Raw genomic sequence first — 25,135 nt, 5'->3', positions numbered from 1 at the left:
GGCCGGCCGTCGACAACGAGGAGTACAGAAATGGTCATCGCAGGTCTGGTGCTCGCCGCGATCGCGGCGCTCGTCCACGTCGTCATCTTCTATCTGGAGTCCATCGCGTGGACGAGCAAGCGTGCACGCGCGACATTCGGCACCGGAACGGTGGAACAGGCGAGTGCGCAGCAAGAACTCGCGTTCAACCAGGGGTTCTACAACCTGTTCCTCGCGATCGCCGTGTTCGTCGGGATCGCCTTCGTCATCGGCGGGTCCACCGCGATCGGCGCGACGCTCGTCATCACCGGCACGGCGTCGATGGCGGCCGCCGCACTCGTGCTCGCCGTGTCGAGCCCCGACAAGATCGCGGCCGCACTCAAGCAGGGAGTCGTTCCGGCCCTTGCGATCCTCGTACTCGCCATCGGCCTGGCCCTCTGACCTCGAGTCCCGGGACGACCTCGATCCGACCGGGTCAGGGAGCGTCGAGTTCGCCGACCACCGACGCGACCACCTCGCGCAGGGACGCGGTCCGACGATGCACCGCGCGCTGGCGCTGGTAGCTGGCCCCCTGCGCCATGATGCGCTCGACGCCGGCGAGCTCGTCGACGCAATCGAGTTCGCGCGCAATGGGTTCGAGACGCTCGAGGAGCGCGGCGAGATCGTCGGTCACCAGTTCCTCGGTGCAGTCCGCGTCGAGGATGACGATGGCATCGAGTCCGTATCGAGCCGCCCGCCACTTGTTCTCCTGGACGAGCCAGGGAGCCATCGTCGGCAGCGTATCCCCCGCCGAGAACCGACGGTCGAGGTCGACGACGAGGCAGTGGATGAGCGCGACGATCGCCGACAGCTCACCGAGGTTGGTCATGCCGTCGCAGACTCGCACCTCGATGGTGCCGAGATGCGGCGAAGGCCGGATGTCCCAACGGATCTCGTTGAGGTGGTCGATGATGCCGGTCGTCTTCTGATCGGCGACGAAGTTCTCGAACTGCTCCCACGTCCGGAACTGGAACGGCAACCCCGCTGTCGGGAGTTGCTGGAACATCATCGCGCGGTTGCTCGCGTATCCGGTGTCCTGGCCGGCCCACATCGGCGACGATGACGAGAGCGCGAGCAGGTGCGGATAGTAGTTCAGGAGCGCGTCGAGGATGGGTAACACCTTGTCGCGGTGGCTGATCCCGACGTGGACGTGCACGCCCCAGATCAGCATCTGCCGACCCCACCACTGGGTGCGTTCGATCAGCTCCGCGTATCGGTGCCCCTCGGTGAGCAGCTGGGTCGAATACTCCGCGAACGGATGCGTACCCGCGCCGTACAGATCGACGCCGAGTTCCTCGGTCAGCCCGCGTACCACCCCCAGCGTGCCGGTGAGGTCGGCGATCGCCTCACCCGTGGTCCGGCAGATCCCGGTCACCAGCTCGACGGTGTTGCGCAGCAGTTCCTTGTGGATCTTGCCCGCGAAGTCGGGGTGGTGGTCACCGACGGCGGCGAAGAGCGCCGCGGCCGAGTTCGACAGGTCGCCGGTCACCTTGTCGGTCAGGGCGAATTCCCATTCGACCCCGAGGGTGGGGGTCGGTGACCCGTCGAACTCGATCGGTGCCATGTGCGTGGCGGCCTCGGACGGTGCCAGGACGCCTAGCTCTGCTCTTCGATGACACCGCACGCGATACGGGCGCCGGCGTCGCCGGTCTTCAGGGTGTCGGGGTTCGCGCCGCCCGGGTACTTGTCGGCCGGGATGTTGCCGAAATTGTCCGGCTTCTCGTGGATCATGATCGACTTGCCGATCAGCTGCTGGAGGTTCACGGCGTCGGTCGTCGTGACCGTCCGGCCGGTGTGATCCTCGAGGATGTTGATCGAGATCAGGTCGCCGCTGGAGGGGTGGCTGGTGTTGCCGTCGACCTGCAGGTGCCCGCCCGCGGACGTGAACGCCTGCGAACCGCCGGCGCCCGCGTCGCAGGTGCCGTTCTCGTGGATGTGCATGCCGTGGAACCCGGCGGGCAGGTCACCCGCGGTGACGCGGACGTTGATGGTGACCGGCTCGGCGGTCTCGGAGGCCGCGGTGATGGTGGCCTGGCCGACGACGTCGCCGGAGGTGTCCTTGATCTCGGCGACGGCGATCTGACCGCTGGGCTCGCTGTCCACGTCGTCTTCGGCGCCGGGCGGAAGGGGCGCGTCGCTGACGACAGGCGGCGTCGTGCCCGGGACATCCGTGGGCTCCTGGTCGGGACTACACCCGGCCAGTGCCACGCCGATCAGTCCCGCGGAGACCAGCGCGGCGAGGGCGCGGGGCGCGGCGAGTTTGGAACGTCCGGACATGTCACTCCTTGTTTGGCGGACAATGATTTTCAGGATCAAGCGTTGTCGGTCGGGCGGGTTCTCGGGGCCAGGGATGCTTCGGCATCGGCGTCACGTACGCGGTGTCATCTCACGACCGCTCACGCGCCGCTGACCGCGGTCACCACGACGACGGGGATACCGCCCCGGCAGCGCGTGAACGACGTCGGACGCTCCTCGACGGCGACCGTCCCGCCCAGCGCCTCCGCCACCTCGTCGGCCTGGGCCTTGTCCGTGTCGTCCTCGTGGAAGATCGTGTTCTCGCTGAACCCGCCCGCGGTGTAGTTGCCGGGTTCGGCCATCTGATAACCCTTGGCCTGGAGCAGCTCGGTCACGTCCGAGGCCAGGCCCGCGACCTGACCGGCATTGATCACGCACAGCCGCTTGCCGGTCGATACCGCACTGGTGGACGGCGACGTCGAGGTGGGCGTCGATGACACGGTCGTCGCGGCCTCGGTCGTCGGCGAGTCGTTCCCCGCGGTCGCCGCGGAATGCCAGCCGAGGCCGATGAAGACGACGGCGACTGCGAAGAGCATCATCGCCCCCGCGCGCAGCGGAAGGCGATTGGGCTCACGGTCTGCATTCATCACCGACGACCTTAACGCACCGTGGGACGGCGACCGGGTTCAGCGTGTCAGGTGATCTCGAAGCCCAGACGACGCGCCGCGCGGGCTTTCTGTCGTGTTGCCCGCAGACGGCGCAGCCGTTTGACGAGCATCGGATCGGCTGCGAGCGCCTCGGGACGGTCGACCAGCGCGTTGAGCACCTGGTAGTACCGCGTCGCCGACAACCCGAACAGCTCTTTGATCGCTTCTTCTTTGGCACCGGCGTACTTCCACCACTGCCGCTCGAACGCGAGGATGTCGTGTTCGCGACGGGTCAGTCCGTCCGCGCCGACTTCGTGCGGATCGAGCGGCGCGGCGGTCCCGTCCGCCCCGATTCCGGCGTTCGTGTCGGGGGTGGGTTGATCGCCCTGTTTCTGGCTACGCGCAGCTGCGCTGTCCATCTCACTCCCTCAGATACAGTCAACGACCTCACACCTCCGCTGACGTGCACCGATTCGCTGGGCGATGCGGATGCGGACGTCGCCTCACGACGACGAATGACAGCGGTGTGGTTCGCAGACAATCTAACCACGGCGGACCGGTCCGATCGCGCTGTGACTCGCCACGGCCCGCACTCCGCACGATCCGGGTGACGGCGCCCACTGTTAGGCTCCCCTTACACATCTCCCGACCGGGGATGCCATCGATCGGGGGCACAGAGATGACGACAGTTGTATCCGGGACCGCACGGCCCCGTCGACCACTCGGCGGCGCTCTCGTCGCCCTGGCGTCGGCGATCGCGATCGCTTCGGCGGCAACCGCACTCCCCGCGGCCGCCGGCGCGGCGCCCGCCGATCGGGTCGTCGTCATCGTGCCCGGTCAGCAGCTCTACGCGGGCGATGCACAGAACGAGGAGACGTTCCGTCCGCTCGCCGACGCGATCCGCGCCGACGGGAACACCGTGGTGTACGCGCACGCCGGGGGTCGCGACGTCGCATCGGATGCGAAGCTCATCCAACGGACGGTCGAGCCCTTCGTCGGCAAGGCGTCGTCCATCGGCATCGTCGCCCACAGCGCAGGCGGGCTCGGCGCCCGGCACTACCTGAAGTTCCTCGGCGGGTCCGCCGTCGTCGACGAGTACGTGGCGATCGGCACGGCCCAGTACGGCTCACCCGGCGGGTGCGCTCAGCCGCGCGACGGCGGGTACGACACCTGCATGTACGCCGACGCGGTCACCGCCCTCAACCGTGGTCCCGACGCCCCCGGCCCCACTCGCTACTCGGTGGTGCAGAGCGACGGCGAATGGACCGACGGCCGCCTCGACGGGACCGCACAGTGCCGCGCCTATTCACCGGTCCCCCTCGCGAACACCGGCTTCGACCACACCATCGAGATGCGTGACCCGGCGATCATCGCCGATGTGCGGGCCTCCCTGCGCGGGTCGTGCGCCGGCGCCGTGGTGACCGAGCCGGTCGACAGCTTCGACTGGCAGTCGACGCTCTTCCCCGGCATTCCCGGCCCCGCCGGTGACGCCATCCGCGACGCCGTACCCGGCGTCGTTCCTGCGCCCTGAGCAGCGCTAAGGTGAGCGCCATGGCGATTCTCCCGATCTGCATCGTGGGCGAGCCGGTCCTGCACCAGCCGACCACTCCGGTCCCCCTCGACGCGGACGGCCGTCCGTCCGACGAGGTCGTCGGTCTCCTCGACGACATGTACGAGACCATGGACGCCGCCCACGGCGTGGGCCTCGCCGCCAACCAGGTGGGCGTCGGCTCCCGCATGTTCGTCTACGACTGCCCCGACGGCGACCGGTCGTCGGCTCGCCGGCGCGGCGAGGTCATCAACCCGGTCCTCGAGACGTCCGAGATCCCCGAGACCATGCCGGATCCCGACGACAACGACGAGGGCTGCCTGTCGGTACCGGGCGAGCAGTTCCCCACCGGCCGCGCCGACTGGGCGCGCGTCACCGGGGTCGACCGGACCGGCGCCGAGGTCGTCATCGAGGGCGAGGGGTTCTTCGCCCGCATGCTCCAGCACGAGGTCGGCCACCTCGACGGCTTCCTCTACGTCGACGTCCTGGTGGGGCGCAACGCCCGTGCCGCGAAGAAGGCGATCAAGCGGAACAACTGGGGCGTGCCGGGGTTGACCTGGACGCCCGGCGAGGTCGCCGACCCGTTCGGCCACGACGACGACTGATCTCGCTTTCGCGCGTGGAGGTCTCATTGTCGGGTGCGGTCATCGGTGACCGCGTGGTCGTCCGGTACCGGCTGGGCGATTCCACCCCCGCCGACTGGCGGGGCGATCCCGCGGCGGCCCGGTCCGACGTGACCGGCGTCCTGCTCGACGACGCCGACCCCGTGCGGATACGACGCGACGACGAAGAGTTGTCGATCCCGTTCGCGGCCATCACGTCGGTGCGCCTGCTGTCGGCGAAACCCGTGCGCAACAACGAGATCCGGAACCTCGAGTGGGCTGCCGCCGCCGCCTGGCCCGGCGTCGACAGCGAGTGGGTCGACGGTTGGTTCCTGCGGGCCGGGCACGGATTCAGCAGGCGCGCGAACTCGGCGGTGCCCCTCGAGCGACACGCTCGTCCGGACGCATCGACCCTGCGACGCATCGGCGCGTGGTACGCCGATCGCGACCTCCCCGCGCTGCTCGCCCTGCCGGACCGGCTCATCCCGCCGACCGCCGTCGCCGAGAATCCCGGGGTCGGGAATCCCGGGGTCGAGGTGCAGATGTTGACGGCCGACCTCGCCGCCCTGCACGCGCGCATCGGCGAGAACGCCTCGCGCCCTGTCCGACTCGAGAACGCGCCGGACGCCGGATGGCTGGGCGCGTACGCCACCGGGCGTGCGTCTCGGCAGCCCGATGCGGCCGCCGATGTCGTGACCGCCGGGGACGGCCCGCTGACCTTCGCGACCATCGGCGACACGGCAGCGATCGGGCGGGGCTCGGTGACCGAGGCACCGGACGGGCGCCGATGGCTGGGATTGACCGCACTGTGGACCGAGCCGAGCCGGCGAGGAGGCGGACTGGCCTCCGATGTGGTTGCGGCACTGACGGCCTGGGGGGTGAACCGCGGCGCCGAGGCGGTCTACCTGCAGGTCGAGTCCGACAACCGGTCGGCCGGGTCCTGGTACCGCCGCCTCGGATTCGGATTGCACCACACCTATCGGTATGTCACGCCGGACCTGCCGGTCGCGCCGGGGGGCGGCCGATGAGAATCGCCACCTGGAACGTGAATTCGATCCGCGCCCGGTCGGAGTCCGTCGTCGCCTGGGCGGAGGGCGCCGACGTGGATGTACTGGCCTTGCAGGAGACCAAGTGCCACGACGACGCGTTCCCGCTGATGAGCTTCCTCGCCGCCGGGTACGACGTCGCGCATGTCGGACAGGGCGCCTACAACGGCGTCGCGATCGCCTCGCGGGTCGGGCTCGACGAGGTCGAGATCGCCTTCGACGGCGTGCCGACGCATCCGGTCGACGGCCAGCCGATCCGGGAGGCTCGCTCGATCTCCGCGCGCTGCAACGGCGTTCGCGTCTGGAGCCTGTACGTGCCCAACGGCCGGACCCCCGATGACCCGCACTACAGCTACAAGCTCGCGTGGCTCGACGCGCTGCGCAACCACATCACCCTGCGGCTGGCGCACGACCCGGCCGCCGAACTGATGCTCGCGGGCGACTGGAACGTCGCGCAGACCGACGACGACGTGTGGGATCGCGAGTACTTCGACGGTCGCACACACGTCACCCCGCCCGAACGGGCAGCCGTACAGGGATTTCTGGACGCCGGCCTCGTCGACTCGGCCCTCCCGTACGCGCCCGGGTTCACCTTCTGGGACTACACCCAGCTGCGCTTCCCCCGCAACGAGGGCATGCGCATCGACTACGCGTTCTGCTCACCCGCCCTCGACACCCGCATCATGGGCGCCCACATCGGGCGCGACGCGCGAAAGGCGAAGGGCGCCAGCGATCACGCCCCGGTGGTCTTCGAGGTCGCGGAGTGAAACTCAGCCCATCCCGAGGTGCGAGCTCCCGCTGCCCCCTGAGGTGCGAGCCTCCCCATGCTCCCTGAGGTGCGAGGAGCGATAGCGACGAGCCACGAAGGGCGCAGCGAGATGCGTTGCGAGCCCCTTCGTGGCTCGCTTCGCTCGCACCTCAGGGAGCAATGGGGCTCGCTTCGCTCGCACCTCAGGGAGCATGAGATGGTCGACTCAGGCGAACGACTTCCCGACGATCCAATACGCCTGGGACTTCACCGACTTCTTGGGAAGCCCGAAGTCGGCCTTGAACGATCCAGCGACTGCGCGCGTGCTCACCGAATCGAGGGCCACCCAACCGAAATGGTCCGTGGCATCGAAGGCGGCGGACCGAACCGCGTCGACGAGAGCGCCACCGTCCGCCCCGCGCGCGATCCAGTGGACCGTGTCGTGATCGCGGAGTCGCAGCGGCAATGACTTGTCGCTCTCGTGCTGGTACTCGAACCAGATGGTCGCTCCAGCACCGGAGTTCCCGAGCGTGTCCAGCAAGGAGTTGATCGCGGGAAGCGAAGCGGTGTCGCCGGCGATGAGCCAGCCCACCGGGGCGGGCTCGGGGATCGCGAACTTCGAGCCCATCAGGGTGGCACCGATGGTGTCCCCCGCCTGCGCGTCCCGGGCCCACCGCGCCGCGGTGCCGTCGTGGATGGCGAACTCGATGTCGAAGGTGTCCGTCGACGGGTCGGGATCGACCAGCGTGTATCCGCGCTGATGCATCTTGCCGCCGTCGGCGAACCACAGTCGAACCCACATGGTGGGGTGGACCGTGGAGTCGGCGAGGAGCCCGCCACCATCGAAATGAAGTCGCAGATAGTGGTCGGTCACCGACTCCTTCGCGGTGACGGTGAAGGTGAAGTCATCGCCACCCAGGATCTTCATGACCGCGCCCTGCCAGCCACGACCCTTGGTCGATACCTCGCTCATACCTGAACCTCTCTACAGCGCCTCCCCGGCCCGGTGACGGGCCGGAGAGACACTGTCATTCTCGTGGCCGCCGGGATGACACGACGCCCCACGGAAAATCGGATCTACTCGAAGGTGCCGTTCTCGACCATCTGACGGGTCTCGAGCCGGCGGATCTTTCCGGATGTGGTGCGGGGCACCGAATCCGGCGCGACGAAGATCACCTCGGCGGGCATGATCCCGCACGCCGATGCGACTTCGGAGTTGACCTCGGCGCGCGCGGTGTCCGGATCGGAACCCTTGTACTCGGCGAGGATCACGAGGCCCGGACGGGACGATCCCTCACCTCGGGCCATCGCCACGACGCCACCACGACGCACCCCGGCCACCTCGGCGGCTGCACGTTCGATCTCGATCGGGAACAGGTTGCGGCCGGCGACGATGATGACCTCCTTGGCCCGTCCACAGATCACCAGCCGGTCGTCGACCAGGTAACCGAGGTCGCCGGTCGAGAACCATTCACCCGCACCGAGATCCGCGTCGCCGAGGTAGCCGCGCATCATCGACGCACCGCGGATCTCCACGTGCCCGACGTTGCGCCCGTCGATCACCGGGACGTCGACATTCGGCTCGACGATGCGAACCTGCATGCCGCCCAGCGGTTTACCGAGGATCGCGTACCGGCGGCGAATGGGCTCGCCACCGCCGGGCGGGGTCACGGTGACCTCGTCGTAGTGCACGCCCTCGCCGACCGCGGGCATCGTCACCGCGCACGCGGATTCAGCCATTCCGTAGGCGGGTGCGGCGGCGGACCGATCGAAGCCGAACGGCGCGGTCGCCTCGAGGAACTTGTCGAACGCGTCGGCGTCGATCGGCTCTCCGCCACTGATCGCGACGCGCAGATTCGACAGGTCGATGTCGCGCAGCAGCTTGCCGTAGCGCCCGAGGATGTCGTAGGCGAAGTTCGGCGCAGCAGTGACGGTCGTCTTGGTCTCGGTGAGCCACTGCATCCACTTGAAGGGCGCCGCGGCGAAGGCGGTGTTGGGCACGATGTAGGCCGGGATGCCGGTGGTCATTCCGGCGAGCAGGAACATCAGACCCATGTCGTGATAGAGCGGCAACCAACTGAATCCGGTGTCGCGGGTGCGGTGGAGGCCGAGCCGGCTGACCAGTTCGATGGCGTTCGAGTAGACGGCCGACGCCGTGAGGGCGACGGTCTTCGGGTCGCCGGTCGAACCGGCGGTTCCCTGGAGGACGGCGATGGTGTTGCCGTTGACATTGCGCGCGACGAAGTCGGTGGTGTCTGCGCCCAGGCCGTATTCGGCCACGCGGGCGATGTGCAGCCGTCCCTCGACCTTGGTCAGCAGGTCGAGCTGGGTGCCGCTGCCGAGGACGGTGCCGACGCCGATCGAGACGTACCGCTGGTAGGTGTTCTGCGCCCACCGCTCCTCGTCCGCCCCTCGGATCGGACCCGGCAGGATGGTGACCGGAACGCCGGCGAGCCACGCGCCCTGGATGGCGGCGATCAGATCCACCGTGGGGTCCCCGATCAGGCCGAGGGCCTGCGGCTCGTGCAGTTCGCTGTCGGCGAGCAGTTGGACGGCGATCTGCTCGGCGCGGGCGTGGACCTCGCGCCATGGTGCCGTCACCCACTCGCCGGTATCGGAGTCCAGGACGGAGAGGCTCGTGTCTCCCGCCAGCATCGCCTCACGAACGGTGGCCGCCAACGCATTGGTCGAGCCCGATTCCTCCAGGATCACGCTGTTCTGCGACATTCTCGTTTCCCGTTCTCGCCAGCATGTGGCGTCGGTCGTGTCAAAGCCTTCGGTCGTGTCGGCGACCGAGGGGTCGTCCCGCGTGTCGTCTCGACCGCCGGTCCGGCGAACATGAACGTTCGCGTCATTTGGGTAGGGTAGCCTAATCTTTCTAGGACACAAGACCCAGATCCTGTCGGTGGCGCAGCGTGATTCACATCATCCGATGGGACGTTCGGAGCCAACTTAGGCTAACCTAATTCGCGTCGGCTCGTGGGGCTCTCTCGCCGGCATGCCCAGGGATTGGGCAGAGCGGTTAGTTAGTATAACCTACCCTAAATGCGGGTTCCCCAGCCTGAGTAACCATGTCACCGAACTGCGAGAGGCACGCCGGCTGATGGCCACGAATTCCCAGACCACGGACCTTGCCACCATGGCCGACATCGTCGCCGAGGTGGCCGGGGCCCTCGGCCTGACGCCCGAGTCGATCGACCCGGAGCAGGATCTCATCGCCCAGGGACTCGATTCCCTGCGGATGATGCGACTCGCCGGCACCTGGCGCAAACGCGGCATCGACATCGACTTCGCCCGCCTCGCCGCACAACCGACCATCACCGCCTGGGCACCACTCCTTCTCGCTGCCACCGGTGACGCCGAGGTGGACACGACCACACCGGACATCCGCGCCGAGGTGGGCACCGCGCTGGGCGTCTCTCCCGAGTCGCTCGACCCAGACCAGGACCTCATCGCCCAGGGACTCGATTCCCTGCGGATGATGCGACTCGCCGGCACCTGGCGCAAACGCGGCATCGACATCGACTTCGCCCGCCTCGCCGCACAACCGACCATCACCGCCTGGGCAGCACTGCTGGGCGGCGCATCGGCACCGATCGCCGACGACGACTCCTCGTCACCGGTGTCCGAAGCGACCACCGGACCGTTCCCCCTCGCCCCGATGCAGCACGCCTACTGGATCGGGCGATCGGACAGTCACGCCTTCGGCAACGTCGCGGCACACCTCTACATCGAGTTCGACGGTTCCGACGTCGATCCCGAACGCTTCGCCGCGGCCATGTCCGCGCTGATGGAGCGCCACCCGATGCTGCGCGTCCGCGTGCTCCCCGACGGCACCCAGGAGATCGGCCCGGCGCACCCGGAAGCCATTGCCGTGCATGATCTCCGGTCCCATTCGGCAGAGATGGTCGAGCAGATCCTGGCCGCGAAGCGCGCCGACGGCACACACCGCACGCTGCCGGTCGACGAAGGAGCGGTCATCCGCGCCGAACTGAGTCTGCTGCCGGCGAACTCGGCCCGTGTCCACCTCGACGTCGACATGATCGCCGCGGACGCGATGAGCTACCGGGTACTCGTCGACGACTTCGCTCGCCTATACCGCGGTGAGACCCTGCCCGAGCTCGGCGTGACCTTCGCGACGATCACCGCGGATCGCACGTCCCGCGAGATCCTCGACGACGACGTGACCTGGTGGCGCGAACGCATTCCCACGCTCCCCGGACCGCCCGAGCTCCCGCTCGACGAGCGCGCGGCGCGCGGTGAGGTCGAGCCGCACAGTGTCCGCCTGCACCATTCGGTGTCCGCCTCGGACTGGAAACGGCTCGAGGAGCACGCACACCGACGCGGGGTCACCCCGGCGGCGGCGGTCGCCGCGGTGTTCGCCGAGGCAGTCGGAACACATTCGGCCACACCGTGTTTCCTGATCACCGTGCCGCTGTTCGACCGACCCCAGGTGCACCCGGACGTCGAGCGCGTGGTCGGCGACTTCACCTCGTCGATCCTCGTGGGTGTCGACCTGAGCGCGCCGGCCACACTCGCCGAGCGAGCACGGTCGATGCGGTCGTCGATGCACGAGGCCGCCGCGCACGGTTCGATGAGCGGCCTGGACGTGCTGCGCGAACTGAGCCGCCACCGTGGCGAGCCCGTTGTCTCGCCGATCGTGTTCACCAGCGCACTGGGACTGGGAGACCTCTTCTCCCAGCAGGCGACCGACGTGCTGGGAGATCCGTCCTGGATCGTGTCGCAGGGCCCGCAGGTCCTTCTCGACGCCCAGGTGACCGAGGTGGCCGGTGGCCTCCTCCTCAACTGGGACGTCCGCGCCTCTGATCTCCGACTCTCCACTGCGCGTTCGATGTTCGACCACTACGTCCGGCTTCTCGGACTCCTCGTCGACGGCGAATGGGATGCGCCCGCACCGTCGCCGATCAGCGCGGAGGTTCGCGCACAGCGACTCTCGGTGGAAGGCCCACTGCCGGTCACCGACACCTTCGACGGGACCCTGCACGGAACCTTCTTCGCCCGGGCCGCCGAGCACGACGACGCGCCGGCCGTCGTGTCCGATGCACGTACCTGGACCCACGCCGAGTTGGCCGAGGAAGCCCGGCGCGTCGCCGGCGCACTTGTCGCGGCTGGTGTCGCGTCCGGCGACACGGTGATCGTCCATCTACCCAAGGGCGGCGACCAGGTCGTCGCGGCGCTGGGAGTCCTCGCCGCCGGCGCCGCCTACGTCCCGATCGCCCCCACACAGCCCCGGGCACGCCGCGAGCGCATCCTCGACGTCGCCACTCCCGCCGCTGTTCTCACCACCGATCCCGCGGCCTGGGAACCCACCGCCGGCACCGTGCTCACGCTCGACGACGCCCGGCTCGCCGAGCCGACCGAGCCGATCGCGGTGGCCACCGACGACCTCGCCTACGTACTGTTCACCTCCGGCTCGACCGGCCTGCCCAAGGGCGTGCAGGTTCCGCATCGCGCCGCGGTGGCGACCATCACCGACCTCGTCGACCGGTACGCGATCGGGGCAGGCGACCGCAGCCTGCAGGTGTCGTCGCTGGAATTCGATCTCTCCGTCTTCGACATCTTCGGATTGCTGACCGTGGGCGGCGCCGTCGTCGTGCCGGGCGACGACGAGCAGACCAAGGTCGACGACTGGGTGCGACTGCTCGGCGAACAGTCGGTCAGTGTGCTCAACTGCGTGCCGTCGATCCTCGGCATGCTCCTCGACCTCGCGCCCCTGCCCTCGTCGCTGCGGATGATCATCATGGGCGGCGACAAGGTCGATGTGTCACTGCTCGACCGTGTCGCGGCGCAACTGCCGGATTGTCGCGTCGCCGGTCTCGGCGGGACCACCGAGACGGCCATCCACTCCACCATCTGCGAAGCCGATGCCGTCCCGGCCGGAATGGCGTTCGTACCGTACGGAATACCGTTGCGCGGCGTCCGCTGCCGAATCGTCGACGACGCCGGTCGCGACCGGCCCGACCTCGTACCGGGCGAACTGTGGATCGGCGGGGCCGGGGTGGCCGACGGGTACCGGGGCGATCCGGAACGCACCGCCGACCGCTTCGTCGAGCACGAGGGTCAACGCTGGTACCGCACCGGTGATCTCGCGCGCTACCTACCCGGCGGCTTCCTGGACTTCCTCGGTCGCGCCGACCACATGGTCAAAATCCGTGGATATCGCGTCGAACTCGGTGAGGTCGAGGCCGGCCTCCTGGGCCTGAACGGGGTGGGCTCGGCGGTCGCGTGGTCCGACGGCCGGGACCTACGCGCGGCGGTCGTGCTCACTGCCGGGGCGACCGACGACGACGCCGGCCTGCGCGCCCGGTTGACCGAAACCCTGCCGCCACACATGGTCCCGCGTTCCGTCGCGGTCCTGGACCGGTTCCCGCTGACGCCGAACGGCAAACACGACCGCAAGGCCATCGCCGCCGGCACCGACACCGACGACGACCCGCTCGAGGCCGTCACACCTCGCGGCCCGGTGGAAGAAGCCCTCGCGGTGATCTTCGGCGAGGTCCTGCCCGCCCCGCCGGCGAGCGTCACCGAGGACTTCATCTCTCTCGGCGGGGATTCCGTCCAGGCCACCCGGGTGGTCGCGCTGGTGCGCCAGTGGCTCGACGCACCCGGCCTCTCGGTCGCGGACATCTTCACCCAGCGGACCATCGCGGGTCTCGCCGGACGGCTCACCGAGCTCGGCGGGGAACGCGCATCCTTCGTGGCGCAGACCTTCCTCGACGTCATACACCTCACCGACGAACAGGTGGAGGCCGAGATCGCGCGCAGCTGACCGCATCCGGCACCTCCTCCGGCCACAACAGCAGACCACCACCCAGAGCAAAGGCATCATGACCATTTCCTCCGCACCGACCTACGACCTGAACTCGGTCGACCTCGACGACGTGTCGCACGCCGCGACCGTGCACGAATGGCTGACCCACCCCAAGGCCAAGTACTGGGACATGCTCGACAGCTCGGTCACCGATGTGGAGAAGATGATTCGCGATTCGGCCGAGGCGACGGCCGGTACCCCGTACGGGATGCGCCTGGGCTACCACGACGGGCGTCCGCAGTTCCTGTTCGAGCTCTACGACCCGGCCGCCAGTGAACTCGCCGACCCGGCCAGCGGTTACGTGCCCGCCGACGGTGACATCGGCATGCATCTCCTGGTCGCGCACGCCGAACAGGCACTGCCCGGTTTCACCGGCGCGGTGATGCTGCACATCATGCGTACCGCGATCCTGGAGGTCGGCGCCGCGCGCGTCGTCGTAGAGCCCGATGTCCGCAACAAAGCCGTGCACCGTCTCAACGCGAGTGTCGGCTTCCGCGTCGACGGCGACTATCCCGTCGGGAACAAGACCGCTCACCTGAGTTACTGCACCCGCGCCGATTTCCTCGCGGTGACCGACAACGGCAAGTCCGTCGGACCGGTCGAGGTCACGGACCTGGGGGCGTAGATCGTTGACTCTCCAGGACATCGGGACCATTCAGGAATTCGCGACGCGCACGGCCGGGGGGTCGGGTGCGCGAAGCCATCGCCAGACGTATCACACCAGGATCGCGACGAAGATCCTCGCCGAGTTCTCGCACGAGCGGGCCCTCCACCCGGTCGCGAGCGGCGACGGTTACGTCGTCTCCTCCGCCGACGGTCTCACCGACTACCACTTCCGCGCCGACCGGCTCGCCCTGGACAGCTGGGCGATCGACGAGTCGTCGTTGCGTCGTGTGCGGGGTGGCGACGAACTCCCGATCGACGCGGTCGCGATGATCGTCGACCTCGCCCCGTTCCTGGGGATCGGGCCCCAGGCCCTGCCGGAATACCTCGAGGAGTTCATCAACACCCTGGCGATCAGCGCCGACCGTCCGGACGAACGCCGCATTCCGGCAACCGATCTCGCGCACGCCGACTTCCAGACCATCGAGGCGACGATGACCGAGGGCCATCCGTGCATCGTGGCCAACGCGGGCCGACTGGGCTTCAGTTCCGAGGACATCGAGCGTTACGCTCCCGAGGTCGGCAACCATTTCCGGCTCGTCTGGCTGGCTGCTCGTCGCGAGGATTGCGATGTCGCCACCGTGAGCGACATCGACTACGACACACTGCTCGTCGACGAGCTCGGTGCCGAGACGGTGGCGGGGTTCGACTCGGCGCTGCGCGAAGCCGGTTGTGACCCCGCTGATTACCGCTATCTGCCGGTACACCCCTGGCAGTGGGTCGAGAAGGTACGGAAGCTGTACTCCGCCGACATCGCGGGCCGTCGCATCGTCGAGGTCGGCACGAGTCCCGACCTCTACCAGGCCCAGCAGTCGATCCGCACGGTGTTCAACTCGACCACGCCGACCCGCAATTACGTGAAGGTCGCGCTGTCGATCGTGAACATGGGCTTCACGCGCGGGATGTCCGCCGACTACATGCGTACGACACCGCTGATCAACAACTGGGTCCGCGGACTCGTGGCCGACGACCAGTACCTCGCGGCGATCGGGTTCGAGATGATCTTCGAGGTCGCGGCGATCGGTTACCGCAGCCCGACTTTCACGCCGATCACCCAGCCGGGATCGGAGTACCGCAAGATCCTGTCGGCGCTGTGGCGACAGAGCCCGGTGCCGCTGACGGCCGCCGATGAGCAGTTGTCGACCATGGCCGCGCTGCTCCACGTCGATCACCTGGGTGAACCACTCGTCGGCGCGTTCATCGAGCGATCGGGTGTCCCGGCGACGGAGTGGATCCGCCGCTACCTGCGGACCTATCTCCATCCCATCGCCTATCTGCTCTACCGATATGAGCTGAAGTTCTCCCCGCACGGCGAGAACCTCATCCTGGTACTCGCCGACGGCATCCCGGTGCGCGCCATCCTCAAGGACATCGGCGAGGAGGTGTCGGTGTTCGGGGAGGCCCAGGGCCTCCCCGAGAGCTGCGCACGGGTCCGGACGACCGAGCCGGACGAGATCCGCAACCTGGGCGTGCTGTCGGATGTCTTCGACGACTTCCTGCGCCCCCTCGCCGCGGTCCTGCACACACACGGCATCGTCGACGACGGCGAGTTCTGGTCGCTGGTCGGTGAGAGCCTGCACGAGTTCGTGGCCGCCCATCCCGAACTCGAGGACCGGTTCACCCGCTGGGATCTGTTCGCGCCGGAGTTCGGCGCGGTGCACATGAACGGCCTGCAGCTGCGCAACAACAAACGCATGGTCGACATCGAGGACTCCTACGCATCACTGATCGATGCCGGTCACCGGCTCGCCAATCCGATTGCGTCGCAGAGGGGCCGGTGATGGACATGACCGCCACCCACAGTGGCGCGGGACCGGACGTGGAGATCCTGCGCGACGGCCACGGCATCCCGCACGTCCGCGGGGCCGACCCGGCGGCCGTCCTGTACGGACAGGGTCGGGCATGCGGTGAGGACCGGCGCTGGCAGATCGAGTTCATGCGGTTGCGCGCCGAAGGACGCACCGCCGAGGTCTTCGGGGCCTCGTGCGTGGAGTGGGACACCTTCGCCCGCCGGGCACAGCTCGATGCCGCGGCCAGACGGATCTTCGACGCATCCTCCGCCCGGACCCGAGATCTCGTCGCCGCCTATGCGGCCGGGGTGAACAGCACCCTCGACGACCCCGACACCTCTGCTGCGGCACCGGAACTCGAGGCGCTCGCGCATCGTCCGCAACCGTGGCGCCCGTGGACACCGATCTCGGTGTTCATCATGCACCACGTGCTGTTCGGACGGTTCACGACGAAACTGTTCCGGCTGCACGCCTGCCGCACGCTCGGTCTGGACGCGTTGCGATTCTGGGACTTCGAGACACGAGAGACCGACCCCACGATGCCCGCGATGCCCGACGAGGCGTTCCTCGACGAGATCCTGGCGATCACCCGGCCGGTGTCCCCCGAACAGCCCTCCCCCGCAGTCGACCTCGGTGATCCGATGTCGGGCAGCAACGCATGGGGCGTCTCCGCGGAGCGGAGCTCGACCGGCGCGCCGATCGTCGCCGGTGACCCCCATCGCTTCCTCGAGCTGCCGGGCATCTATCAGCAGTTCCATCTCGCCTCCACCGGACCCCTCGACGCATTCGACATGGCCGGGTTCGCCTTCGCGGGCGTACCCGGGGTCCCCCACTTCTGCCAGGGCGACGACATCGCCTGGGGCATCACCAACGCCATGGGCGACTATCAGGATCTCTTCCTCGAGCGGTTGACGCGCGACGAGACGGGCACACTGCTGGTCGAGGTGCCGGGGGGTAGCCGGGTGCCGGCCCGGGTCAGCACCGAGACCATCCTGGTCCGGGGTGCCGAACCCGTGGCGACACAGGTGATCACCACCCCGAACGGTGCTGTCGTGTTCGGCGGCCCCGAGGACTCGTTCGCGATGAGCATCCGGTCACCCCTGCTCTCGGAAGACGTCTCCTTCGACGCGCCGCTGGATCTGCTGTTCGCGAGCACGGTCGCCGACGTCGAGGCCGCGCTCGTCAACTGGGTCGAGCCGGTCAACCGCGCGGTGATCGCCCACGCCGACGGCACCGTCGCCACCCATGTGGCCGGCCGAGTACCGGTCCGTGCGCCCGAGAACTACTGGTTGCCGGTGCCCGGCTGGGACGAGCGCTACCAGTGGCGCGGATACGAACGCGGCTCGCTCGGCGATCCGGACTTCGACGCGACACTCCGTTCCACGGGCATCACCGTCACCGCCAACCAGCGGATGTCGGACGTGCCTGCGCTGCAACCGCTCACGAGCGAGTGCGTCGAACCGTTCCGCGCCGACCGTATCGCCGCGCGGCTCGACGATCTCGATTCGGTGAGTCCGGCCGACTGTGCCGACATCCACTCCGACGTGCGCCTCGAGCAGGCGACCGTCGTCCAGGAGTTGCTGTCCCGCGTACGCGCCGACAACGCCGCGGCCGAGGATGTCCGGCAGCGGCTGGTGGCGTGGGACCGTTCGATGGCCGCCGACAGCACCGATGCGTATCTGTACGCCGAGTTCCGTACCCAACTCGTCCTGGGGGTGGCGAACACCGACATCCTCGCCCCGCTCCGCGGGCCGCACGGATTCCCGGCGGTGTTCCAGCCCTGGTTCGTGCCCGAACCCCGGCTGGCCACCGCACTGACGTCCGTGGTCGCCAACACGGCGGGGATCGGCATCGACATCGAGGCCGTCGCGGTGGCGGCACTCGACGCCGTGGTGGCCCGCGTCGCCGGCTTCGGTTCGACACCCACCTGGGGCAGCGTCCACCGCCTCGCCCCCATCCACGGGTTCGACCTGGTCGGCGCATCGCCGCAGTACCCGGACCTGTTCGCCACGCTGCGTCCGACACCGCTGCCCCTGGCCGGCGACGCCGAGAGCGTCTTCGCCAACGCCGCGGCGGTCGGCACACACCTGTGCATCACCGGTGCCGCGGCACGCTATGTGTGGGATCTCGCCGATCGCAGCGCAAGTCGCTGGATCGTCCCGCTGGGCGTGAGCGGCGATCCCCGATCCGAACACTTCCAGGACCAGGCTGCCCAGTGGGCGACGGGCGAGCTGGTCGAGGTCGTCCGCGACTGGGACACCCTGCACGCCATGGCCGCGGCTGCGTCGACGCCGACCGCCGCCACATCGACCGAGAGGGAACCATGCCCGCGTTGACCGAAGCGCGCCTCACGCTCCTGCGTCGTCGGCTCGCGCAGGCCGGTGACATTCGGCCCGCTCCCGGCGCCGGTGACCTTCGGCCCGCTCGCTCCGCTCCCGGCGCCGGTGACACTCGACCCGAGGCGACTGTGCCGTTCGGCGAGTTCGGCATCGCCGAACGCCGGATGTGGCGGATCTATGAACTGGACCCGGAATCGTTGTCGCACAACATCGGACTCGTGCTGGAGTTCGGCGGACGCCGGACGCTCGGTTCGGTCGTCGCCGCCGCCGAGCTGCTCGTCGACCGGTTCCGGGTGGTGCGCTCGGTGGTCGAGGTCGACGATGCGGGCACGCCGAGCCGCCGCGAGGTGCCGCGCGCGGGCTCGTGGGACGCCTCGCGATCGGTGTGGACCTGGGGACCGACGGACTCGGCTGTGAGCGACGCCGGTGACGATGTCGACGCCACAGCCACCGCGCTCACCCGGACACCGTTCGATCTCCACTCGGAAGTCCCACTGCGCATGCGTGTCTCGGGGTCGGACGGGAACGTCACGATGATCCTGGTGGTCCACCACCTCGCGGTCGACGACACGTCATGGCCCCTGCTCCTGGGCACCCTGGTGTCGGGTTCGTGGCCGGGAGACGTCACCGCGGACGCCCGACCGGAGACGCCCGACCCCGCGGCGGCCGCGGAAGCAGCGAACAGCGCGGTGCGGCATGCGATCGCGACCTGGGCTGCCGACGATGTCCGCTACCCGCTCACCGGCGAGCTGCCCACGGAGAGCGCCGCCGACAGCTGGCTGTCACCGATGGACGACCGCGACGGGATCAAGGCCGCCGCCCCGGTGGCGGCCGACTCGCTGTCCGCCTTCGGGCGGGTGGCCCAGACCGTCGGGGCAACGCCCAACGCACTTCTGATCGGGGTCTGCTCGCTGGCGTCGTACGCACTGACCGGCGCCGCGGACCACGTCCTGGTGGTGCCGGCGGACAATCGTCGGCGCGAGCAGGCACCGCAGGACGTCGGCTACTGCGGCAACATCATCCCGATGCGGTTCCGCGTCGACCCCGACGCCACCGTCGAACAGGCCCTCCGCGAAGCGGGTTCGGTCATCTACCGGTCGATGGAACACTCCGGCACCGACTTCGGGCCGGTTCTCACCGCGTTGCGACAGCAGGGTGGACGGTTCCCCGTCATCGAGATCATGGCGTCGGTCCGACCCGCGCCGCTGCGCGGTATCCCGCAACCCGCCGACGCGCCGGTCACCTGCCGGTCGGTCTTCAACGGGATCGCGAACTATCCGCTCTCGATCGCCTTCGAGGCCGACGACGACAGCACCCACGTCGAGGTCGATCACCAGCCGGGAATCGTCCCCGACGAGATGGCCGACCGAGCCACCGCCGTGCTCACCACGCTCGTCGACCTGATCCCGACGTCGTTGCACCACTCCGTCTCCGCGCTCCTCGAAATCCTCGCCGAGCGCGTTCCGCAGAAGGGCACCGCCGGATGACCGGCCTGCCGCCGCGCCATCGCGCGCCAGAGTCAACAAGGGGGAACTCAGTGTCCGAAGACCACCAGTCCGTCTGGGGTGCCTCGCGATTCGCCCGTCCCGGTCACGGTTGGGCCGACGTCGGCCGAGGCCTGACCGAGGTCGCCGCCGCGGTCAGCGACGATCACCACGGCGCCCCGCTGCCGAGCGGCGACCCCGTGGCTGTACTCGGCGGCGTGACGGCACTGCTCGGTCCGCACGGGATTCCCGAGACCGGCATCGGCGAATCGGAGGCACTGACCCGGCTCGCTCGCCTGGTGGCCGAGTTCGGTCTCGACCTCACCCACCCCATGGCCGCGGCACATCTGCAGCCCGCTCCGCTGTCGGTGGCGGTTGCCGCGGACGCCCTCGCATCGGCGACCAATGCCTCACTCGACACCTACGATTCGGGTCCGGCCACGCTCGCGCTCGAGACCTGGACCGTGCAGTCACTGGCCCGCATGGCCGGCTTCGGCGAGCATGCCGGCGGTGTCTTCAGTCCCGGCGGATCGATCTCGAACCTGCTGGCGCTCATGATCGCCCGCGATCACACCGCCGCGCGTCACGGTGTGGACGTGCGTCATCACGGCGTCGGCGCACTGCATCGCCCCGTCGTCTTCTGTTCGCGGGTCGCCCACTTCTCGGTCCATCGTGCCTGCGCGGCACTGGGTCTGGGCGAGTCCGCGGTCATCCCGGTCGACGTCGATTCACACCACCGGATGATCCCGGAGGCCCTCGAGGCAGCGATCCGGGACTCCGGCACCGCCACCCCACTGGCGATCGTCGCCACCGCGGGCACCACCGACTTCGGCACCGTCGACCCGCTCGGGGAGATCGCCGACATCGCCGAGCGTCATGAGATCTGGATGCACGTCGATGCCGCATACGGTTTCGGTTCGCTGTTCTCCGACCGCCTCGCCGGGTTGCTCGCCGGCGTCGAACGCGCCGACTCGGTCACCCTGGACCTGCACAAGGTCGGCTGGCAGCCCGCCGCTGCGAGCCTCATGCTCCTGTCCGACGCCGATCGCTTCGTGTCCCTGAATCGCTCGGTGGCATACCTCAATCCCGACGACGACGTGGAGGCCGGATACAGCGGACTCCTCGGTCAGACCCTCCAGACGACCCGGCGTCCGGACGTCCTCAAGGTCGCGACCACCCTGCTCGCCTACGGGCGCAGCACCCTCGGGGAGATGCTCGACAAGTGCAACGACCTCGCGCTGTACGCCGAACAGCGTGTCGCCACCGAACTGCAGCTCGAACTCATCGCGCCGGTCACGCTGACGACCGTCGTGTTCCGCTACCGGTGCACCGATCTCGACGCGGTCAACGGTGAACTGCGGCGCCGCCTCATCGCCGACGGCAAGGCCCTCATCGGCCGTACCCAGGTCCGGATCCCGGGCGAGGACGAGCCACAGACCTGCCTGAAGCTGACCCTCCTCAACCCGGAGACCTCGGAGAGCGACATCGACGAACTGTTCGACGAACTCCTCCGCGTCGCCCTCGAGGTGGAGTCCGAAGGCACCGCCGCACCCGGCGCGGGAACATACAGTGAAGAAATGGTGAGAGTGTCCGAATGAACTCTGTTGAGAACGTAGACGTATTGGCGATCGGTTGCGGCCCGTTCAATCTGGGCCTCGCCGCGCTCGCCTCGACGCTCGACGACGTGAACCTCCTCGTCGTCGACTCACGCGACGAGTTCCGGTGGCACCCGGGCCTGATGTTCGACGATGCCACCCTGCAGGTGAGCTTCCTGTCCGATCTGGTGACGCTCGTCGATCCGACCCACCCGCTGTCGTTCCTGAACTACATGGCCGACGTCGATCGCATGTACCGATTCCTGGTGCGCGAGGACTTCTTTCCGACGCGCATCGAGTACGAGGCCTACCTCCTCTGGTGCGTGTCCCGGCTCGACTCACTCCGGTGGAGCACCACCGTCGACGAGGTGACATGGGACGCCGAGGCCGATGCCTTCCGGGTGACCATGCACACACCGACGAGCTCCTCGACGGTGATCGCGCGTCACGTGGTGGTCGGGATCGGCACCGAACCCTTCATCCCGCAAGCACTCTCGTCGGAGTCGCCGGCCGTGGTCCACAGTTCCGACTACCTGTTCAACCAGGAGAAGGCGCTGGCCGCCGACACCGTCACGGTCGTCGGATCCGGCCAGTCGGGTGCCGAGATCGTCATCGATCTGCTCGAGGCCAACCTGCGCGGCGGCCCCGCCGTGCGATGGTGGACGCGCACACCATGGTTCGCACCCCTGGACTTCACGAAGCTGTCGCTGGAGATGACCACGCCGGCCTACATGGACTACTTCCACAGTCTTCCCGAGGCCGCACGTGACCGGGTCCGCCCGCAGCACTGGCAGTTCCACAAGGGAATCTCCACCGACTCGCTCGAGCGGCTCCACGACCTGCTGTACCGGCGTCAGTTGCAGGACAAGCTCAACCCGGTGCAGCTGCGGATCTCGGTCGAGGTCGACGGCGTCGACACCCTCGCCGACGGCAAGCTCCGGGTGCGCGGCCGCCACCTCGACACCGGTTCCGAACTGGCCCACACCACCGACATGGTCATCGCCAGCACCGGATACCAGGCGCGCAAGGCGGACTTCCTCGCTCCGATCGAGTCTGCGCTGCATCGCGATTCCCGTGGACGGCTCGTCATCGGCGCCAACCACGAGATCGAGACCGACGACGCCCTGACCAACCGGATCTTCGTCGCCAACGCCGAGGAGCACGCGCACGGCGTCTCGGCCCCGAACCTCGACATCGGCGCCGTCCGCAACGCGCGCATCCTCAACACGGTTCTGGGCCGAGAGGCCTACCGGTTGCCCAAGCACACCGCGTTCACCAGCTTCGGCGCCGCGGACGACGACGACATCGTCGCTCCCTAGTCGACCCTGCCCACGGCCCGATCCGCCTCGCGGGTCGGGCCGTTGTCGTTCATGGGGTTGCGAAGTGGCTTCGACACGGCTCCTCGCTGCGCTCGTCGCCTGCTCAACCAGCAGGGGGCACCCTCTGCTCCCTGAGGTGCGAGGAGCGTTAGCCGCCGGGCCGAGTGAGCGACGAAGGAGCGCGTCGAGGTCGACGAGCCCCCCTCTGCTCCCTGAGGTGCGAGGAGCGATAGCGACGAGCCTCGAAGGGGCCGGTGCCCCGGAAACGAACTCGCCCTCCGCTTTCCGCGGAGGGCGAGTTCGTCAGACGGAGATCAGTTGGACGCCGCGGCGAAGGACGGCTTGAGCAGATCGAGGACGTAGGGGATCGAGTTCGGCGTCGGCGCGTTGAGGCCGGTGATCTGCGACTGGGTCATGAACGTGACGGCGTTGTCCTTGACCGCCTTCAGGTTCTTGTATCCGGGAAGCGACCGCAGGGTCTCCGCCTGCTCGGGGGTGGCGGTGGCCACGACGAGCACGTCGGCGTCGAGCATCGGGATGTTCTCGGTGCTCAGACCGAACCGCGGCTGCCCGGTCCGCTGGTACTCGGCGACCAGCTTGGGGGCCATCTTCATGCCGAGCTGGGTGAACAGCTTTCCGGCACCGTCGTTCTCGTCACCGAGAACCGACAGCTGATCGGGGCCGTACATGAAGGCGAACGCGTAGGTCTTGCCCTTCAGACCCGGGTACTCCTCGGACACCGCCGCGATCTTGCCGTTGGTGTCGTCGATGATCGACTTCGCCTTCTCCGGATCGTGCAGCACCGTGCCCATCACGGTGACCATGTCCTGCCAGGGGTCGATTTCCTGGTCGCTGATGGCGTTCACCGTCGGCGCCAGCTTCGAGATCTGTTCGAACTCCGGGCTGTCCGACGCGAAACCCGGTGCGAAGATCAGATCGGGGTTCAGTGTGGCGATGGTCGTCGCGTCGTCACCCTTGGTGGGGTCGACGAACGTGGCATCGGCCAGCTTCTGGCCGTACCAGGGCTGCATCTCGCCGGTCGCCGACTTCGAGTAGTCGTAGTAACCGACCGGCGTCTCACCGAACGACAACACGACGTCGGTCCACTGGTCACCCAGTGTGACGATCCGCTCCGGGGTGTCCGGGATGGTGACCTGCCTGCCGTCCGGGAGATTGAGTTGGACGGAGCCGCCCGCGGATTCGTCATCCGAGCTCGAGCAACCGGCCAGCAGGCCCGCGAACAGGAGTGCGCTCGCGACGAGAGCGCCCAGGCGATGTCGTGAAGTCACGTGAAGATCCCCCAATGGAGTGTCGATGTCGTCCGGCGGACCGGACAGAGTGTGTGCCCGGCCGTCAGAGCGAGCAGGGCAGCAGGACGAATCCCGCTATGGTGCAGACGCTTCGGTTGGACAGCTTCCACTTGTTGCCGCTCCACACGAACGTCATCGACCGGTTCTGGCTTCCGCGGCCGACCACGCTGATCTGCAGCGGCGCGGTCAGCGTGTTGCCACTGACCTGGACCGGCCCGACCATCTGGTAACTCAGCCCGACGTTGCCGTAGGTCGTGATCGCACGGGCGACGAGGTCGATCTGGCGGAGCGCACGCTCACCGCCTTCGAGTTCGGCGGCCCGGGCGGCGCGGCTGCCGTTGGAGTTCATGACGATCCGGACCTTGGTGTTGAGCTGTCCCGGGGTCAGCGCAGTGGGCCCGGCGGCCACGGTCTGCTGCGGCGCGGCCGTGGTGCCCGGTGCCGGCGCCGGTGCCGGGGCCTGACCAGCTCCCTCACCGGGAGGGCCGACCGGTCCGCCGATCGCGCCGCCGCCTTCGGGCACGTTCTCCGTCGGGGCCGCTGCGGGCGCTCCGGCGGCCGGCGCCCCGGCGGGTGCGGGCTGGCCCGGGACCGCGCCCGGCTGCTGGCCCGCGATGCCCTGCTGGGGCAGCGCCGTCTGCGCGGCACCGAGGTTGACGACGGTCGGCTGGGCGGCGGTGGCGGAATCGTTACGCTCGCTCACCACGATGCCCACCACGCCGATCGTCACGACGATCGCGGAGATGATGGCGGCGACGCCTGCCGACGCCAGCACGGTCGGGATGCTGACCCCGCCCGACCGACGCGACGAACCCGCATCCGGTTCGCGGTAATCGACCCCGGATTGGTAGTCGACCGCCGACGGGTCCTGGTAGTTGACGTCGTTGCTCATGTTGATCTTTCTCCGTGTATGTCTTCGCCCCCGCCGAGCCGACGGCCACCTGTATCTTGCAGCCCT

20 protein-coding genes are annotated in these 25,135 nt (G+C 68.6%); 12 read left to right on the top strand and 8 right to left on the bottom strand.

The genetic code is table 11. The features are described from left to right. The first annotated feature begins 30 nt into the window (after positions 1 to 30). Positions 31 to 420 (top strand): DUF1304 domain-containing protein, encoded by a 390-nt coding sequence (locus tag BCM27_RS03410; protein WP_004022817.1) that lies wholly within the window; start codon positions 31 to 33, stop codon positions 418 to 420. Positions 421 to 454: 34 nt separating this feature from the next. Here BCM27_RS03410 and BCM27_RS03405 read toward each other — a convergent pair whose 3' ends face one another. The 4 genes from BCM27_RS03405 to BCM27_RS03390 all read right to left on the bottom strand — a co-directional run bounded on the left by BCM27_RS03405 (position 455) and on the right by BCM27_RS03390 (position 3,319). Then, positions 455 to 1,582, bottom strand: coding sequence for a glutamate--cysteine ligase (locus tag BCM27_RS03405; protein ID WP_004022816.1), 1,128 nt, complete (start codon positions 1,580 to 1,582; stop codon positions 455 to 457). A 32-nt stretch (positions 1,583 to 1,614) separates the two neighbouring features. Then, the gene (locus BCM27_RS03400; RefSeq protein WP_004022815.1) at positions 1,615 to 2,295 is read right to left on the bottom strand and encodes a superoxide dismutase family protein; all 681 of its coding nucleotides are present in this window, start codon (positions 2,293 to 2,295) and stop codon (positions 1,615 to 1,617) included. A 119-nt stretch (positions 2,296 to 2,414) separates the two neighbouring features. Beyond that, positions 2,415 to 2,900: a LytR C-terminal domain-containing protein gene (locus BCM27_RS03395; RefSeq protein WP_004022814.1), complete on the bottom strand. Its 486-nt coding sequence runs from the start codon at positions 2,898 to 2,900 to the stop codon at positions 2,415 to 2,417. Positions 2,901 to 2,947: 47 nt separating this feature from the next. Then, positions 2,948 to 3,319 (bottom strand): DUF3263 domain-containing protein, encoded by a 372-nt coding sequence (locus BCM27_RS03390; protein ID WP_004022813.1) that lies wholly within the window; start codon positions 3,317 to 3,319, stop codon positions 2,948 to 2,950. 260 nt (positions 3,320 to 3,579) lie between these two features. Here BCM27_RS03390 and BCM27_RS03385 point away from each other — a divergent pair, with 260 nt between their 5' ends. The 4 genes from BCM27_RS03385 to BCM27_RS03370 are packed head-to-tail and all read left to right on the top strand — an operon-like array spanning position 3,580 to position 6,864. Then, positions 3,580 to 4,431: an esterase/lipase family protein gene (locus BCM27_RS03385; RefSeq protein ID WP_004022812.1), complete on the top strand. Its 852-nt coding sequence runs from the start codon at positions 3,580 to 3,582 to the stop codon at positions 4,429 to 4,431. 20 nt (positions 4,432 to 4,451) lie between these two features. Beyond that, positions 4,452 to 5,054: a peptide deformylase gene (locus BCM27_RS03380; protein WP_004022811.1), complete on the top strand. Its 603-nt coding sequence runs from the start codon at positions 4,452 to 4,454 to the stop codon at positions 5,052 to 5,054. A 14-nt stretch (positions 5,055 to 5,068) separates the two neighbouring features. Then, positions 5,069 to 6,079 (top strand): N-acetylglutamate synthase, CG3035 family, encoded by a 1,011-nt coding sequence (locus BCM27_RS03375; protein WP_033206172.1) that lies wholly within the window; start codon positions 5,069 to 5,071, stop codon positions 6,077 to 6,079. Next, positions 6,076 to 6,864 (top strand): exodeoxyribonuclease III, encoded by a 789-nt coding sequence (locus BCM27_RS03370; RefSeq protein WP_004022809.1) that lies wholly within the window; start codon positions 6,076 to 6,078, stop codon positions 6,862 to 6,864. The genes BCM27_RS03375 and BCM27_RS03370 overlap by 4 nt, the downstream gene beginning before the upstream one ends. Before the next feature lie 207 nt (positions 6,865 to 7,071). On the opposite strand, the gene BCM27_RS03365 is transcribed toward BCM27_RS03370, so the two are convergent. Then, positions 7,072 to 7,818: a siderophore-interacting protein gene (locus BCM27_RS03365; RefSeq protein ID WP_004022808.1), complete on the bottom strand. Its 747-nt coding sequence runs from the start codon at positions 7,816 to 7,818 to the stop codon at positions 7,072 to 7,074. 104 nt (positions 7,819 to 7,922) lie between these two features. After that, positions 7,923 to 9,572, bottom strand: coding sequence for a long-chain-fatty acid--ACP ligase MbtM (gene mbtM, locus BCM27_RS03360; protein WP_004022807.1), 1,650 nt, complete (start codon positions 9,570 to 9,572; stop codon positions 7,923 to 7,925). Between the two features lie 376 nt (positions 9,573 to 9,948). Here mbtM and BCM27_RS03355 point away from each other — a divergent pair, with 376 nt between their 5' ends. The 7 genes from BCM27_RS03355 to BCM27_RS03325 are packed head-to-tail and all read left to right on the top strand — an operon-like array spanning position 9,949 to position 22,867. Further along, positions 9,949 to 13,635 (top strand): non-ribosomal peptide synthetase, encoded by a 3,687-nt coding sequence (locus tag BCM27_RS03355; protein WP_068884361.1) that lies wholly within the window; start codon positions 9,949 to 9,951, stop codon positions 13,633 to 13,635. Between the two features lie 58 nt (positions 13,636 to 13,693). Further along, positions 13,694 to 14,302, top strand: coding sequence for a GNAT family N-acetyltransferase (locus BCM27_RS03350; RefSeq protein WP_004019740.1), 609 nt, complete (start codon positions 13,694 to 13,696; stop codon positions 14,300 to 14,302). 4 nt (positions 14,303 to 14,306) lie between these two features. Next, positions 14,307 to 16,121, top strand: a complete 1,815-nt coding sequence (locus tag BCM27_RS03345) for an IucA/IucC family protein (protein WP_004019739.1) — start codon at positions 14,307 to 14,309, stop codon at positions 16,119 to 16,121. Next, positions 16,121 to 18,466, top strand: coding sequence for a penicillin acylase family protein (locus BCM27_RS03340; RefSeq protein WP_004019738.1), 2,346 nt, complete (start codon positions 16,121 to 16,123; stop codon positions 18,464 to 18,466). Before BCM27_RS03345 ends, BCM27_RS03340 begins: the two co-directional genes overlap by 1 nt. After that, positions 18,454 to 19,956 carry a condensation domain-containing protein gene (locus BCM27_RS03335; protein WP_004019736.1) on the top strand — a complete coding sequence of 501 codons (1,503 nt, stop codon included), beginning with the start codon at positions 18,454 to 18,456 and terminating at the stop codon, positions 19,954 to 19,956. The genes BCM27_RS03340 and BCM27_RS03335 overlap by 13 nt, the downstream gene beginning before the upstream one ends. Before the next feature lie 50 nt (positions 19,957 to 20,006). Then, positions 20,007 to 21,551 carry a pyridoxal phosphate-dependent decarboxylase family protein gene (locus BCM27_RS03330; protein ID WP_004019735.1) on the top strand — a complete coding sequence of 515 codons (1,545 nt, stop codon included), beginning with the start codon at positions 20,007 to 20,009 and terminating at the stop codon, positions 21,549 to 21,551. After that, positions 21,548 to 22,867 (top strand): lysine N(6)-hydroxylase/L-ornithine N(5)-oxygenase family protein, encoded by a 1,320-nt coding sequence (locus BCM27_RS03325; RefSeq protein WP_033206180.1) that lies wholly within the window; start codon positions 21,548 to 21,550, stop codon positions 22,865 to 22,867. The genes BCM27_RS03330 and BCM27_RS03325 overlap by 4 nt, the downstream gene beginning before the upstream one ends. A 314-nt stretch (positions 22,868 to 23,181) precedes the next feature. Here BCM27_RS03325 and BCM27_RS03320 read toward each other — a convergent pair whose 3' ends face one another. Both BCM27_RS03320 and BCM27_RS03315 read right to left on the bottom strand, forming a co-directional pair. After that, positions 23,182 to 24,156 carry an ABC transporter substrate-binding protein gene (locus tag BCM27_RS03320; RefSeq protein ID WP_004019733.1) on the bottom strand — a complete coding sequence of 325 codons (975 nt, stop codon included), beginning with the start codon at positions 24,154 to 24,156 and terminating at the stop codon, positions 23,182 to 23,184. A 64-nt stretch (positions 24,157 to 24,220) separates the two neighbouring features. After that, entirely contained in the window at positions 24,221 to 25,069 is an 849-nt protein-coding gene (locus BCM27_RS03315; RefSeq protein ID WP_004019732.1) for an MTB12 C-terminal domain-containing protein, read from the bottom strand. Between the last annotated feature and the right edge of the window lie 66 nt (positions 25,070 to 25,135).

The organism is Gordonia terrae, from assembly GCF_001698225.1.
GTDB classification, from domain to species: domain Bacteria; phylum Actinomycetota; class Actinomycetes; order Mycobacteriales; family Mycobacteriaceae; genus Gordonia; species Gordonia terrae.
This window is presented reverse-complemented; position numbering and strand designations above follow the sequence as displayed.

What these genes read in the sequence shown, in the direction of transcription:
- BCM27_RS03410 (WP_004022817.1), top strand. Translation starts at nt 31, where the DNA reads ATGGTCATCGCAGGTCTGGTGCTCGCCGCGATCGCGGCGCTCGTCCAC.
- BCM27_RS03405 (WP_004022816.1), bottom strand. Translation starts at nt 1,582, where the DNA reads ATGGCACCGATCGAGTTCGACGGGTCACCGACCCCCACCCTCGGGGTC.
- BCM27_RS03400 (WP_004022815.1), bottom strand. Translation starts at nt 2,295, where the DNA reads ATGTCCGGACGTTCCAAACTCGCCGCGCCCCGCGCCCTCGCCGCGCTG.
- BCM27_RS03395 (WP_004022814.1), bottom strand. Translation starts at nt 2,900, where the DNA reads ATGAATGCAGACCGTGAGCCCAATCGCCTTCCGCTGCGCGCGGGGGCG.
- BCM27_RS03390 (WP_004022813.1), bottom strand. Translation starts at nt 3,319, where the DNA reads ATGGACAGCGCAGCTGCGCGTAGCCAGAAACAGGGCGATCAACCCACC.
- BCM27_RS03385 (WP_004022812.1), top strand. Translation starts at nt 3,580, where the DNA reads ATGACGACAGTTGTATCCGGGACCGCACGGCCCCGTCGACCACTCGGC.
- BCM27_RS03380 (WP_004022811.1), top strand. Translation starts at nt 4,452, where the DNA reads ATGGCGATTCTCCCGATCTGCATCGTGGGCGAGCCGGTCCTGCACCAG.
- BCM27_RS03370 (WP_004022809.1), top strand. Translation starts at nt 6,076, where the DNA reads ATGAGAATCGCCACCTGGAACGTGAATTCGATCCGCGCCCGGTCGGAG.
- BCM27_RS03365 (WP_004022808.1), bottom strand. Translation starts at nt 7,818, where the DNA reads ATGAGCGAGGTATCGACCAAGGGTCGTGGCTGGCAGGGCGCGGTCATG.
- mbtM (WP_004022807.1), bottom strand. Translation starts at nt 9,572, where the DNA reads ATGTCGCAGAACAGCGTGATCCTGGAGGAATCGGGCTCGACCAATGCG.
- BCM27_RS03355 (WP_068884361.1), top strand. Translation starts at nt 9,949, where the DNA reads ATGGCCACGAATTCCCAGACCACGGACCTTGCCACCATGGCCGACATC.
- BCM27_RS03350 (WP_004019740.1), top strand. Translation starts at nt 13,694, where the DNA reads ATGACCATTTCCTCCGCACCGACCTACGACCTGAACTCGGTCGACCTC.
- BCM27_RS03340 (WP_004019738.1), top strand. Translation starts at nt 16,121, where the DNA reads ATGGACATGACCGCCACCCACAGTGGCGCGGGACCGGACGTGGAGATC.
- BCM27_RS03335 (WP_004019736.1), top strand. Translation starts at nt 18,454, where the DNA reads ATGCCCGCGTTGACCGAAGCGCGCCTCACGCTCCTGCGTCGTCGGCTC.
- BCM27_RS03325 (WP_033206180.1), top strand. Translation starts at nt 21,548, where the DNA reads ATGAACTCTGTTGAGAACGTAGACGTATTGGCGATCGGTTGCGGCCCG.
- BCM27_RS03315 (WP_004019732.1), bottom strand. Translation starts at nt 25,069, where the DNA reads ATGAGCAACGACGTCAACTACCAGGACCCGTCGGCGGTCGACTACCAA.